Below are 15,487 nucleotides of genomic sequence, written 5' to 3' on the forward strand. Positions count from 1 at the left end.
CCCGCAGGGCCCGCTGCTGCTGGGCTCCGTCAAGTCCAACATCGGCCACACCCAGATGGCGTCCGGCATCGCCAGCGTCATCAAGATGGTCCTGGCCATGCGCCACGAAACCGTGCCGCAGAGCCTGCACATCGACCGGCCCTCCTCGCACGTCGACTGGAGCTCCGGCGCCCTCCACCTGCTCACCGAACCGCTGCCCTGGCCGAGCACCGGACACCCGCGCCGCGCGGGCGTCTCCTCCTTCGGACTCAGCGGCACCAACGTCCACACCATCCTCGAACAGGCCCCGGGAGACCGGACCGAGGACGCCACCGACACCGCACCGGCTCGCCCGGCCGACCCCATCCCCGTCCCCCTGACCCTGTCCGGACGCACCGAAGCGGGCCTGCGCGCGCAGGCCGGACGGCTTCTGACCCACCTCGCCGACCACCCCCACCTCCCGCTCACCGACCTCGCCTTCTCCCTCGCCACCTCCCGCGCCGCCCTGCAGCACCGTGCGGCCGTCGTCACCGACGACCCCGACACCCTCACCCGCGCCCTGACCGCGCTGCGCGACGCGGCCCCCGACGGCGGACTGCTCACCGGCCGCCCGGACCGCGGCCGACTGGCCTTCCTCTTCACCGGCCAGGGCAGCCAGCGCCCCGGAATGGGACGCGAGCTCTACGACCGCCACCCGGTCTACGCCGAGGCCCTGGACGCCGTACTGGCCCACTTCGACCTCGCACTCGACCGCCCGCTGCGGGAGATCCTCTTCGCCGACCCCGGCACCCCCGAGGCCGCGCTACTGGACGACACCGGCTACACCCAACCGGCTCTCTTCGCCCTCGAAGTGGCGCTGTTCCGCCTCGCCGAGTCCTGGGGCCTGCGCCCCGACTACGTCGCGGGCCACTCCATCGGAGAGTTCGCCGCCGCGCACGCCGCCGGAGTCCTCTCCCTGGAGGACGCCTGCATCCTGGTCGCGGCCCGCGGCCGGCTGATGGCCGCACTGCCCCAGGGCGGCGCCATGGCCTCCGTCGAGGCCGCCGAGGACGAGGTGGCCGCCGTGCTCGCCCCGTACGAGGGACGGGCCACGGTCGCCGCCGTCAACACCCCGGCCTCCCTGGTCGTCTCGGGCGACGAGGACGCGGTACTCGCCGTGGCGGCCCACTTCCAGGAGCTCGGCCGCCGCACCAAGCGACTGCGCGTCAGCCACGCCTTCCACTCGCCGCACATGGACCCGATGCTGGCGGACTTCGCCCGCGCCGTCGGCTCCGTCACCTGCCACGCACCCACCGTGCCGCTGGTGTCCACCGTCACCGGCGCACTCCTCACGCACGAAGAGCTCGCCGCGCCGGAGTACTGGACCGGACAGGTCCGCGGCACCGTCCGCTTCGCCGACGCCGTACGGCACCTCACCGAGCACGGTGTGACGACCTTCTTCGAGCTCGGCCCGGACGCCGTACTCAGCGGCGCGGTACGCGAGGGCACCGACGAGCAGACCCCCGCCACCGCCATCCCGGCACTGCGCCGCGACCGGCCCGAGGCCCCGGCACTGACCACCGCACTGGCCCGGCTCCATCTCCACGGGGTACGGGTCGACTGGGACGCCGTGTTCGCGGACAGCGGCGCCCGGCGGATCGACCTGCCCACCTACCCCTTCCAGCGTGAGCGCTACTGGCCCGAGGCGGCCGCCGAAACCGCCGCCCCCGCACACCCCGCCGACGCGGCGGAAGCGGAGTTCTGGTCGGCCGTCGAGCGCGCGGACCTTGAGTCCCTGGGCTCCTCGCTGGACCTGGACGACGGCACGCTCACCGCCGTCGTGCCCGCCCTCTCCTCCTGGCGGCGCAAGAGCCGGGAGCGCTCCACCATCGATGGCTGGGCCTACCGGACCACATGGAAGCCCCGGACCGGCACGGCCGCCGCCGGACACCCGGCCGGCACCTGGCTGGTGCTTGCACCGACCGACGGCGAGCGGGCGTGGACCGATGCGGTCGCCGGGGCCCTGGGCGCCGACGCCGTACGGGTCGAGGTGAGCGCTGCGCAGCGCCAGGAGCTGGCCGAGCGGCTGAGTGAACTGGCAGCCGAGCACGGTGAGTTCGCGGGCGTCCTGTCCTTACTGGCAACGGCCGACGAAGGCCCCGATGACGCCGCGCACGCGGGCCTGCTGCTGACGGCGACCGCCGTCCAGGCCCTGGGCGACGCCGACATCGAGGCCCCGCTGTGGTGCGTGACCCGCACCGCCGTGGCCGTGGACCGCGCCGAACACCCGGCCCGCCCCGCCCAGGCCGCCGTCTGGGGCCTGGGCAGAGTGGCCGCGCTGGAACACCCGCAGCGCTGGGGCGGCCTCGTCGACCTCCCCGACGAGCTCGACGCCACCACCCTGCGCCGCCTGGCCGCCGTCCTTACCGACAGCGGCGGCGAGGACCAGCTCGCGCTGCGCACCACCGCGGCCTTCGTCCGCCGGCTGGCCCACCACCGAGCCGCACCGGCCCCCGAGGCGGGCACGTTCCGCCCCACCGGAACCGTGCTCGTCACCGGCGGCACCGGCGCGCTCGGCGGCCACGTTGCCCGATGGCTGGCCGGCGCGGGCGCCGCACACCTGCTGCTGGTCAGCCGGCGCGGCGCCGACGCCCCCGGGGCCGATGAACTGGCCGCCGAAATCGAGGAGTTGGGCTCCCGGGTCACCCTCGCGGCGTGCGACACCGCCGACCGTGACGCGCTCGCCGCCGTGCTGGCCTCGATCCCCGACGAGCACCCGCTCACCGCGGTGTTCCACACCGCCGGCACCGTCGACGACGGCACCCTGGACACACTCACCCCCGAGCAGTTCACCGCCGTCCTGCGCGCCAAGGTCACCGCCACCCTCAACCTGCACGAGACGACCCGCGACCGGGACCTGACCGCCTTCGTGCTCTTCTCCTCCGTCGCCGGCACCCTCGGCGCACCCGGCCAGGGCAACTACGCCGCCGCCAACGCCTTCCTCGACGCCTTCGCCGAACACCGCCGCGCCCACGGCCTGCCCGCGACCTCGCTGGCCTGGGGCCCCTGGGCCGAGACCGGAATGGCGGCCGACGGCACCGGCATCCAGGACCGCGTCCGCCGCGGCGGCTTCACCCCCATGGCGCCCCAGCTTGCCCTCAGCGCCCTGCGCCAGGCGATCGAGCACGGCACCCCGACGCTGACCCTCGCCGACATCGACTGGCAGCGCTACGCGAGCGTGTTCACCGCACTGCGCCCCAGTCCCCTCGTCGGGGACCTGCCCGAACTGCTCCGGGCCACGCCGTCCGCCGGGACACCGGAAGCCGCCCTACGGGAACCGGCCCTGCGCCGGCGCCTCGCCGGACTCTCCCCGGCCGCGCGCCCGCGCTTCGTCCTGGACCTGGTACGCACCCAGGTGGCCGCGGTCCTCGGACACACCGGCACCTCGGACATCGGCGCCGCACGTGCCTTCAGCGACCTCGGTTTCGACTCGCTGACCACCGTCGAACTGCGGAACACCCTGACGGCCACCACCGGCCTGAAACTGCCCGCGACCCTCGTCTACGACTACCCGACCCCGACCGCCCTCGCCGACTTCCTGCTCGCCGAACTCCTGGGCACCCTGCCCGAGTCCACAACCGGCACCCCGGCCCTCGCCGGCCGGGCGGCGGACGACGACCCCATCGCCATCGTCGGCATGAACTGCCGCTTCCCCGGCGGCGTCCGGTCCCCCGAGGACCTCTGGCGGCTGCTGAGCCGTGGTGAGGACGCGATCAGCGGATTCCCCGCGGACCGCGGCTGGGACCTGGACGCGCTCGCCCAGGGAGCCTCCGCCACCCTCGAAGGCGGCTTCCTCGACGGCGTCGGCCTCTTCGACGCCTCCTTCTTCGGCATTGCGCCCAGGGAGGCCCTGGCCATGGACCCCCAGCAGCGGCTGCTGCTGGAAACCTCCTGGGAGGCATTCGAGCGCGCCGGAATCGACGCGACCACCCTGCGCGGCAGCCGCACCGGCGTCTTCGTCGGCACCAACGGCCAGGACTACGCCACGCTCCTGCGCCAGGGCACCGGCACCGCCGACATACGCGGCCATGTCGCCACCGGCAACACCGCGAGCGTCATGTCCGGCCGCCTCTCCTACGCCTTCGGGCTGGAGGGCCCGGCCGTCACCGTCGACACCGCCTGCTCCTCCGCGCTGGTTGCCCTGCACATGGCCGCGGGCGCCCTGCGCGGCGGCGAGTGCAGCCTCGCCCTGGCCGGCGGCGTCTCGGTCATGTCCAGCCCCGACTCCTTCACCGAGTTCACGGTCCAGGGCGGGCTGGCCCCCGACGGGCGGTGCAAGCCGTTCGCCGACGCGGCCGACGGCACGAGCTGGTCCGAGGGCGTGGGCGTCCTCCTCCTGGAACGCCTCTCCGACGCGCGCCGCAACGGCCACGACGTATGGGGCATCGTGCGCGGCACCGCCGTCAACCAGGACGGCGCCTCCAACGGGCTGACCGCGCCCAGCGGACGGGCCCAGCAGCGCGCCATCCGGCAGGCTCTCGCCGACGCCGACCTCACCCCCGCCGACGTCGATGTCGTCGAGGCGCACGGCACCGGCACCACCCTTGGTGACCCCATCGAGGCCCACGCCCTCATCGCCGCCTACGGCCCGGACCGGCCGGAGAACCGCCCGCTGCTGCTCGGCGCCGTCAAGTCGAACCTGGGCCACACCCAGGCCGCGGCCGGTGTCGCCGGCACCATCAAGGTGCTCCTGGCGATGCGCCACGGCGTCCTGCCCAAGACCCTGCACATCAACTCCCCGTCCTCGCACGTCGACTGGACGGACGGCACGGTCTCGCTCCTCACCGAGCAGCAGGCCTGGCCCGAGACCGGGCACGCCCGGCGGGCCGGCGTCTCCGCCTTCGGCGTCAGCGGCACCAACGCCCACGTCATCATCGAGCAGGCGCCGGACGCCGAGGAGCCCGTGGCACAGGAGCGGCCCACCACGGTGCCGGGCATCGTGCCCTGGCCGGTGTCGGGCAAGTCCGAGGCCGCGCTGGCGGCAGGGATCGAGCGGCTCTCGGAGCTGACCGGCCCGTCACCGGTCGACGTGGGCCACTCCCTCGCCACCGGCAGGGCGGCGTTCGCCCACCGATCGGTCCTCGCGGCCGACGGAGCGGGCGTACGGGAACTCGCACGCGGCGTCGCCCGGGAGGTCGACGGGAAGCTGGCGGTGTTGTTCTCGGGGCAGGGTGCGCAGCGGGTCGGTATGGGCCGGGAGTTGTACGGGCGGTTCCCGGCGTTCGCTGAGGCGCTGGATGCGGTGCTGGCGCACTTCGACGGCGAGTTGCGGGAGGTGATGTTCGAGGACGGGGAGCGGCTGAACGAGACCGGGTTCACCCAGCCTGCGCTGTTCGCGGTCGAGGTGGCGTTGTTCCGGCTGGTGGAGTCGTGGGGGGTCCGTCCGGATTTTGTGGCGGGGCATTCGATCGGTGAGGTCGCGGCGGCGCATGTGGCTGGGGTGTTCTCGTTGGAGGACGCGTGCCGGCTCGTATCGGCGCGGGCGCGGCTGATGCAGGCGTTGCCGGCCGGTGGTGCGATGGTGGCCGTCCAGGCGGCGGAGAGCGAGGTGGCTGCGCGGCTGACGGATGGGGTGTCGCTGGCGGCGGTCAACGGCCCGGAGTCGGTGGTGATCGCCGGGGAAGAGTCCCAAGTCCTCCGGATTGCCGATGAGTTGGCGTCCGAGGGCCGCAAGACGCAGCGGCTGTCGGTGAGCCATGCCTTCCACTCGTCGTTGATGGAGCCGATGCTGGCGGACTTCCGGCGGGTGGTCGAGGGGCTGTCGTACGGGGCGCCGCAGATACCGGTCGTCTCCAACGTGACCGGCGAGCTGGCCACCGAGGAGCTGGTGTGCTCGGCGGACTACTGGGTGCGGCACGTCCGCGAGACCGTCCGCTTTGCCGACGGTGTGCGCGCCCTGGAGGCCGAAGGGGCATCGGTCTTCCTGGAGTTGGGACCGGACGGGGTGCTGACGGCGATGGCCCAGCACACTCTGGACGGTGCCGCGACCGCCGTACCGGCCCTGCGCAAGGACCGGCCGGAGGAGACCGCCCTGCTCACCGCTCTCGCGCAGCTGCACGTCGTGGGCATCGGGGTGGACTGGTCCGGGATCTTCGCCGGCACCGGCGCCCGCCGCGTCGACCTGCCCACTTACCCCTTCCAGCACCAGTGGTACTGGCCGGACGGCGCGCCCGCGGCGGATGCGCGGACCGGTTCGCCGGACCCGGCGGACGCCGAGTTCTGGGCCGCGGTGGAGCGCGAGGACCTCGCGTCGCTGTCGGCCGACCTGGAGCTGGACGACGCCGCGCTGTCGGCGCTCGTACCCGCCCTGTCCGCCTGGCGCCGCAAGCGCGTCGAGCGGTCGACCGTGGACGGCTGGCGCTACCACGTGACCTTCAAGCCGCTGACCGGCACCGCGCCCGGCACCCTCGCCGGGCCGTGGCTGGCGCTCGTCCCGACGGGCGGCGCCGACGACGAGTGGACCGCTGCCGTGCTCGCGGCCCTCGGCGAGCCGGCCGTCAGCGTCGAAGCCGACCCGGCCGACCGCGGCGCGCTCGCCAAACGGCTGTCCGAACTCGTCGCTCAGGGCACTGAGTTCGCCGGAGTGGTCTCCCTTCTCGCGGCCCCGTACGCCGACGTCCTCCCCTCCGGACCGGCCTGGCCCGACGAGGCGTTGCGGGCACTGGCGGACGCCGGCATCGACGCCCCGCTGTGGTGTGTCACCCGCGGCGCGGTGTCGGTGGGCCGCTCGGAGACCGACGTCAGCCCCGCCCAGGCGGCGGTGTGGGGGCTCGGCAGGGTTGCCGCCCTGGACCACTCGGACCGCTGGGGCGGCCTGGTCGACGTACCGCAGGTCCTCGACCGGCGCTCGGTCGAACGGCTTCGCGCCGTACTCTCCGGCACCGGCGACGAGGACCAGGTGGCGCTGCGGCCCTCCGGCGTCTTCGGGCGACGGCTGGTGCGCGCGACGGACGACACCCCCGCGACCCCGTGGCAGCCGACCGGCACGGTCCTGGTCGTCGGTCCGGCGTCCGGCACCGGCGGACACTGCGCCCGCTGGCTCGCCGAACAGGGCGCCCAGCACCTGGTGCTGGCCGACCCCACCGCACCGGACATGGCGCAACTGCGCGCCGAACTCGATGCACTTGGCGTGGCGTTGACGGTGCTCGATTGCGCACCGGCCGACGGCGAGGCGCTGCTGACCGCGCTCGCCGAGCTCCCGGCGCAGGCGCCGCTGACCGCCGTGGTCCACACGGCCGGGCCGTCCGACGCCGAGGCGTACGGACCCGCCACCGCCGAGGACCCCGGCGCCGCGCTGGCCGCGCTGCGCGCGGACGTGGAGAGCCTGGCGGCCGTGGCCGAGGCGGCGGTCGGCGACCGCCCGCTGGACGCGTTCGTCCTCTTCGCCTCGATCGCCGGGACCTGGGGTGCTGGCGGCCGGGGTACCGAGGCGGCGGCCGGAGCCCAACTCGACGCCCTGGCGGGCACGTTGCGCGCACGCGGACTGCCTGCCACGACAATCTCGTGGGGCGGCTGGGCCGACACCACCTCCGACAGCCTGGCCGCCCACCTGAGGGCCAACGGGCTGCCCGCGATGGACCCCGCGCGGGCCCTGACCGCGCTCGCCCGCTCCCTCGGCACCGACACCCCCTCGGTGACGGTCGCCGACGTGCGGTGGGACGGGTTCGCGCCCGCCTTCACCCGCAAGCGGCGCAGCGCCCTCTTCGTGGAACTGCCCGAGGTCCGCGAGGCGCTGGCGGACCAGGGCGGCGCCGAGCGGGGCACGGCGGGCACCGCCACCGGCCTGCGGGCCGAACTCGCCACCCGCCCGGACGCGGAACGCACCGAGGTCCTGCTGGCCCTGGTCCGCGACCGGGTGGCCGCGGTGCTCGGGTTCGCGGACGCCGACGCCGTACCCTCCGGCCAGGCGTTCAAGGACCTCGGCTTCGACTCGCTGACCGCGGTCGACCTGCGCAACCAGCTCGCCACCGCGACGGGTCTGGCGCTGCCCGCCACCCTCGTCTTCGACTACCCCACGGCCGCCGTGCTGGCCGACCACCTGCGGGCCGAACTCCTCGGCGAGGACGGGGCGGAACTTCCCTCGACGGGGTGGGCGAAGGGCACCGACACCGCCGAGGACCCGGTCGTCATCGTCGGCATGAGCTGCCGCTACCCGGGCGGGATCCGCTCGCCCGAGGACCTGTGGCAGCTGGTCACGGGCGAGACGGACGCCATCGGAGGCTTCCCCACGGACCGCGGCTGGGACCTGGACCGGCTGCTGCACGGCGACCGGGACGGCCACGGCCGGACCGTCACCGGCGAAGGCGGATTCCTCTACGACGTGGCCGACTTCGACCCCGGATTCTTCGGGATCTCACCGCGCGAGGCGATGGTGATGGACCCACAGCAGCGCATCCTCCTGGAAGCCAACTGGGAGGCCCTGGAGCGCACCGGCATCGACCCCGCACAGCTGCGCGGCGGCGACACCGGCGTGTTCATCGGCGGCGGATCGGGCGACTACCGGCCCGAAGCAGGCCAGCTGGGCCACGCGCAGACCGCGCAGTCGGCGAGCCTGCTCTCCGGCCGGGTGGCCTACCACTTCGGCCTGGAAGGGCCCACCGTCAGCGTCGACACGGCCTGCTCGTCGTCCCTGGTGGCACTCCACCTGGCCGCCCAGGCCCTGCGAGCGGGCGAGTGCTCCCTCGCCCTGACCGGCGGTGTGACGGTGATGTCCAGCCCGGTGAACTTCGTCGAGTTCGGGGAGATGGGAGCCCTCGCGCCGGACGGCCGCTGCCGGCCCTTCGCGTCCGCCGCGGCAGGCACCGGCTGGTCCGAGGGCGTGGGCGTCCTCGTCCTGGAACGGCTCTCGGACGCCCGTCGCAACGGGCACGAGGTCCTCGCGGTGCTGCGCGGCTCGGCCGTCAACCAGGACGGCGCCAGCAACGGCATCACCGCGCCCAACGGTCCCTCACAGCGCCGTGTCATCCAGCGGGCGCTGGCCAACGCGGGGCTGGCACCGGCCGACGTGGACGCCGTGGAGGCGCACGGCACCGGCACCACCCTGGGTGACCCCATCGAGGCACAGGCGCTGCTGGCCACGTACGGACAGGGTCGCGACCCCCACCTGCCACTGCTGCTCGGGTCGGTGAAGTCCAACATCGGCCACACCCAGGCGGCCGCGGGCGTCGCCGGCGTGATCAAGATGGTGCTGGCGATGCGCCTCGGCGTGCTGCCCAGGTCCCTGCACATCGACGAGCCCTCGGCACACGTCGACTGGACCGCCGGCGCCGTAGAACTGCTCGCGGACGCGGTCGACTGGCCGCGCACGGGCCGCCCGCGCCGGGCCGGAATCTCGGCCTTCGGCGCCAGCGGCACCAACTCCCACGTGATCATCGAGCAGTCCGCGGAAACCGTGGCGGACGAGCCCGAGCGCCCCCAGGGGGCGGGCGGCCCGCTGCCGGTGCCCGTGTCGGGCGCCGTGCCGGAAGCGCTGCGGGCCCAGGCCCGGCAGCTGCACGCCTACGTGGCCGCCCGTCCCGACCTCACCGTCGCCGAGTTCGCGCGGTCCACGGCCACCACCCGGTCGGCCTTCACCCACCGGGCCGCCGTCCTCGCCGAAGGCCGCGAGGAGCTGCTCGCGGGGCTGGCCGCACTCGCCGACGGACTCGACACCCCCCAGGTCCTTCGGGGCGAGGCGGCGGAGCGCCGCGGCAAGCTCGCGGTGCTGTTCTCCGGCCAGGGTGCGCAGCGCGTGGGCATGGGCCGGGAACTCCACGCCCGCTTCCCGGTGTTCGCCGAGGCCATGGACGCGGTGACGGCACGCCTGGACGCGGAACTGGAACTCCCGCTGCGGGACGTCATGTTCGAGGACGCGGAGCGGCTGAACGAGACGGGCTTCACCCAGCCCGCGCTGTTCGCCCTCGAGGTGGCGCTGTTCCGGCTGGTCGAATCCTGGGGCATCCGCCCGGACTTCGTCGCCGGGCACTCCGTCGGCGAGATCGCGGCCGCGCACGTGGCCGGGGTCTTCTCCCTGGATGACGCGTGCCGACTGGTGGCCGCACGGGCACGGCTGATGAACGCCCTGCCCACGGGCGGCGCCATGGTCGCCGTACAGGCCACCGAGGAGGAGATCCGGGCGCACCTGACCGACGGCGTGTCCATCGCCGCGGTCAACGGACCACGGTCGGTGGTCCTCTCCGGTGACGAGACCGCCGTCCTCGGCATCGCGGAGAAGTTCACCGCCGACGGGCGCAAGACTAGGCGTTTGCGGGTGAGCCATGCATTTCACTCACTGCACATGGACGCCGTTCTCGAGGACTTCCGACGAGTCGCCCAAAGCGTCAACTACGACGCCCCGGCGATCCCGCTCGTGTCCCACGTGACCGGCGAGGCGGCGACCGAGCGGCAGGTGTGCTCCCCGGACTACTGGGTGCGCCACGTCCGCGAGGCCGTCCGCTTCGGCGACGGCGTGCGCACCCTCGCCGAGCGCGGCGTGTCCGTCTTCCTGGAGCTCGGCCCGGACGGCTCGCTCTGCGCCATGGCCCAGGACACCCTGGACACCCTGCCCGCGCAGGCGGTCACCGTCCCGGCGCTGCGCCGGGACCGCGGTGAGCAGGAGTCCGCGGTCGGCGCCCTCGCCCGGCTGTACGCCGACGGAGCCGTCCCGGACTGGGACGCCCTGTTCGACGGGGCCGCGACCGCGCCCCGCCGCACCGATCTGCCCACCTACCCCTTCCAGCACCAGCGGTACTGGCCGGCCACCCAGCCGGCCGCCGACCCCGCCGCACCGGGCGGCGAGGACGACGGCTTCTGGTCGGCGGTGCGCGAGGCCGACTTCACCTCGCTGGAGACGACACTGAACGTCGACGGCGACGCACTGGCCAAGGTGCTTCCCGCGCTCGCGGACTGGCGCCGCCGGCGCGACGAGGAGGGCACCGTTGACGGCTGGCGGCAGCAGATCACCTGGCAGCCGCTGACCCCGCAGCCCTCCCGCCCCCCGGCAGGCACCTGGCTCGCCGTGCTCCCGGCCGGATACACCGACGACCCCTGGGCCGCCGACACCGTCGCCGCCCTGGGCCCGGACACCGTACGCCTGGCAGCGCCCGGCCCCGACCGCGCGGCGCTGGCCGCACAGCTGCGCCAACTGGTCGCCGATGGGCAGGAGTTCACCGGAGTGGTGTCCCTGCTCGCCCTCGCCGCCGCACCCGGACGCGGTGCGGACGCCCCCGAGGGACTGGCCCTGACCACCGCTCTGATCCAGGCGCTCGGCGACGCGGACCTCCCCGCACCTCTGTGGTGCGTCACCCGCGGCGCGGTCGCCGCCACGCCCGCCGAGCCGGTCCCCGGGCTCGCCCAGGCCGCCGTATGGGGCCTGGGCCGGGTCGCCGCCCTGGAGTACCCGCAGCGCTGGGGCGGTCTGATCGATCTGCCCGACACCCTCGACGCGCGGTGCACGGCCCGCTTCGCCGAAACCCTTACGGCCCCCGGCGGCGAGGACCAGATCGCGATCCGGCCCTCCGCCGCCCTCGGCCGCCGACTGGTACCCGTACCGGCCGGGCGCGGCACACCGGAGTGGGACCCCACCGGCACCGTCCTGATCACCGGCGGCACCGGAGCCCTGGGCGCCCACGTGGCACGCCGGCTCGCCGAGGCGGGCGCCCGGCATCTGTTGCTCCTCAGCCGCCGGGGCGCCGACGCCCCCGGCGCGGACGGACTGCGGGCCGAACTCACCGCACTGGGCGCCGAGGTCACCCTCACCGCCTGCGATGCCGCCAACCGCGACGCGCTCGCCGAGGTCCTCGCCGCGATTCCCGTCGAGGCACCCCTGACCGGCGTGATCCACACGGCGGGCGTCCTGGACGACGGCGTTCTCGACAGCCTCACCCCGGACCGCTACGAGGCCGTCTTCCGCGCCAAGGCCGCCTCGGCCCTGGCCCTGCACGACCTCAGCCGGGACCTGGACCTGGCCGTGTTCGCCCTGTTCTCCTCGTCCTCCGGAGCGGTCGGCAACGCCGGCCAGGCCAACTACGCCGCCGCCAACGCCTACCTGGACGCTCTCGCCGAACACCGCCGGGCCCAGGGCCTGGCCGCGACCTCGATCGCCTGGGGCGTGTGGGGCGGCAGCGGAATGGCCGCGGACCAGCGGGCGGCCGACGTGGCCCAGCGCACCGGAATCCGCCCGCTGGACCCGGACCTCGCCGTCGTGGCGCTGCGCCGGGCCGTCATGGACGGGCGGCCCACCGAGGTCGTCGCCGACCTCGAACGCGACCGGTTCGTCCGCTCCTTCACCGCGGTACGGCCCAGCCCGCTCCTCGGCGAGCCGACCGTCATCGAGCACCAGGCGGCGGGGGACACCGGCGAGGACACCACCGGCGACGCGCTGCGCGAGAAGCTGGCCGGCCTGCCGCCCGCCAAGCGCGCGCAAGCCGTACTGAGCCTGGTCCGCAGCCGGGCCGCGGCCGTACTGGGACACCCCACAGTCGACGTCGTAGGTGCCGACCGGGCGTTCCGCGACCTCGGCTTCGACTCCCTCAGCGCCGTCGAACTGCGCAACCAGCTCGGCGCCGCGACCGGGCTGAGCCTGACCGCGACGCTCGTCTTCGACCACCCCAACTCCGTCGACCTGGCAGACCACCTCCTGAGCCTGCTCGTCCCCGACGAGGGGCCGGGGGACGGGGCCGGCGACGGCGACCTGGACTCCTCCGGCATCCGGGCCCTGCTCGCCTCCGTCTCCATGAACCAACTGCGCGAGATCGGCGTACTCGAACCCCTGATGAAGCTCGCCGCCGAACAGACCGCGGTGCCCGAGGGCGCGGCCGCCGGGACGGCAGCAGACGCCTACGACGAGTCGATCGACGCGATGGACGTCGCCGACTTGGTGCAGGCGGCACTCGACGGCAACTCCTCCCAAGAGCGTGGAAAGAGCTGAAAGAGCGGACCATGACCACATCCAGTGAAACCGTCGTCGCAGCCCTCCGCGCTTCGTTGAAAGAAGCCGAGCACCTGCGCCGACAGAACCACAAGCTCGTCGCCGCGGCCACCGAACCGATCGCGATCGTGGCGATGGCCTGCCGGTACCCCGGCGGCGTGCACTCACCCGAGGACCTGTGGGAACTCCTTGCCGCGGGCAAGGACGCGATCGGCGCGTTTCCCACGGACCGCGGCTGGGACCTGGACGCCCTGCGGGACGCCGGGGTCGACGAGCGCGGCAACGCCGTCAGCCAGGAAGGCGGCTTCCTCGACGGCGTGGGGGACTTCGACGCCGGATTCTTCGGCATCTCCCCGCGCGAGGCCGTCACCATGGACCCGCAGCAGCGGCTGCTGCTGGAGACCTCCTGGGAGGCCATCGAGCGCGCCGGCATCGACCCGACCACCCTGCGTGGCAGCCGCACCGGCGTGTTCGTCGGCACCAACGGCCAGGACTACGCCTACCTGTTGGTGCGCTCGCTGGCCGACGCCACCGGCGACATCGGCACCGGCATCGCCGCCAGCGCCACGTCCGGTCGGCTGTCCTACACGCTGGGCCTGGAAGGCCCGGCGGTGACCGTCGACACGGCGTGCTCCTCCTCACTCGTGGCCCTGCACACGGCGACCCACGCCCTCCGGGCCGGCGAGTGCTCGCTGGCCCTGGTCGGCGGGGTCAACGTCATGTCGTCCCCCGGTTCCCTGATGGAGTTCAGCAGGCAGGGCGGACTGGCGGCGAACGGCCGGTGCAAGGCGTTCGCCGACGCGGCCGACGGCACCGGCTGGTCGGAAGGCGTAGGCATCCTCGTTGTCGAGCGCCTGAGCGATGCCCGCCGGAACGGGCACCCCGTGCTCGCGGTCGTGCGGGGCTCGGCCGTCAACCAGGACGGCGCCTCCAACGGCTTCACCGCGCCCAGCGGGCCGTCGCAGCAGCGGGTGATCCGGCAGGCGCTGGCCGGCGCCGGGTTGTCGGCCTCGGACGTGGACGTGGTCGAGGCGCACGGCACGGGCACGCCGCTCGGCGACCCGATCGAGGCGCAGGCCCTGCTGGCCACCTACGGACAGGACCGCGACCCCGAGCGGCCGCTGCTCCTTGGCTCGGTGAAGTCGAACCTCGGTCATACGCAGGCGGCGGCCGGTGCGGCGGGGATCATCAAGATGGTCCTGGCGATGCGGCACGGCGTCCTGCCGGGGACCCTGCACGTGGACGCACCGTCGTCGCACGTGGACTGGTCCGCCGGTGCGGTGGAGCTGCTGACGGAGCCCCGGGAGTGGCCCGGTGCCGACCGGCCGTGGCGGGCGGGTGTGTCGTCGTTCGGGATCAGCGGCACCAACGCCCACGTCATCATCGAGCAGGTGGAACCGGCCGAAGAGCCGGAAACCGAACCGGGGCCGGCGCCCGCCGTCGTCCCGTGGCTGGTGTCGGGCAGGACCGAGGAGGCGCTGGCGGCGCAGATCGAGCGGATCTCGTCGCGCAGCGGTGCGGCATCACCGGTCGATGTGGGGTTCTCGCTCGCCTCGGGCCGCGCGGCCTTCGAGCACCGTGCGGTGCTGCTGGCCCAGTGCCCCGCCGGCGAGCTGTCCGAGGCGGCCCGAGGCCGCGCGGAGGAGGACCGCCCGCTGGCGGTGTTGTTCTCGGGGCAGGGTGCGCAGCGGGTCGGGATGGGCCGGGAGTTGTACGGGCGGTTCCCGGTGTTTGCCGAGGCGCTGGATGCGGTGCTGGCGCACTTCGATGCCGGGCTGCGGGAGGTGATGTTCACCGATGCGGAGCGGTTGGATGAGACCGGGTTCACGCAGCCGGCGTTGTTCGCGGTCGAGGTGGCGTTGTTCCGGTTGGTGGAGTCCTGGGGGATCCGTCCGGATTTTGTGGCGGGGCATTCGATCGGTGAGGTCGCGGCGGCGCAGGTGGCTGGGGTGTTCTCGCTGGAGGACGCGTGCCGGCTCGTATCGGCGCGGGCGCGGCTGATGCAGGCGTTGCCGGCGGGCGGTGCGATGGTGGCTGTCCAGGCGGCGGAGGGCGAGGTGGCCGCGCGGTTGACGGATGGGGTGTCGCTGGCGGCGGTCAACGGCCCGGAGTCGGTGGTGATCGCCGGGGAAGAGTCCCAAGTCCTGCGGATTGCCGATGAGTTGGCGTCCGAGGGCCGCAAGACGCAGCGGCTGTCGGTAAGCCATGCTTTCCACTCGTCGTTGATGGAGCCGATGCTGGCGGACTTCCGCCGGGTGGCCGAGGGCCTGTCGTTCAAGGCACCGCAGACCCCCCTCATGTCCAACGTGACCGGCGGGCTCGCCGCCGAGGAGCTGGTGTGCTCGGCGGAGTACTGGGTGCGGCACGTGCGGGAGACGGTGCGCTTCGCGGACAGTGTGCGGGCGCTCGAGGCCGAAGGCGTCGGCGTTTTCCTGGAGTTGGGCCCGGACGGGGTGCTGACGGCGATGGCCCAGCACAGTGCGGACGAGGCCGCGGTGTGCGTCAGCGCTCTGCGCAAGGACCGGTCCGAGGAGACCGCGCTGCTGAGCGCGCTGGCGCGGC

2 protein-coding genes are annotated in these 15,487 nt (G+C 74.1%); both read left to right on the top strand.

Annotation, left to right across the window (positions count from 1 at the left end):
* A partial coding sequence (locus AB0D04_RS39535) for a type I polyketide synthase (RefSeq protein ID WP_362712244.1) occupies positions 1–12,925 on the top strand: 12,925 nt, incomplete at its 5' end.
* Between the two features lie 11 nt (positions 12,926–12,936).
* Positions 12,937–15,487: type I polyketide synthase (locus tag AB0D04_RS39540; protein ID WP_362712245.1), on the top strand; the 2,551-nt coding region annotated here is incomplete at its 3' end.

The organism is Streptomyces sp. NPDC048483 (genome assembly GCF_040651455.1).
Lineage (GTDB): Bacteria > Actinomycetota > Actinomycetes > Streptomycetales > Streptomycetaceae > Streptomyces.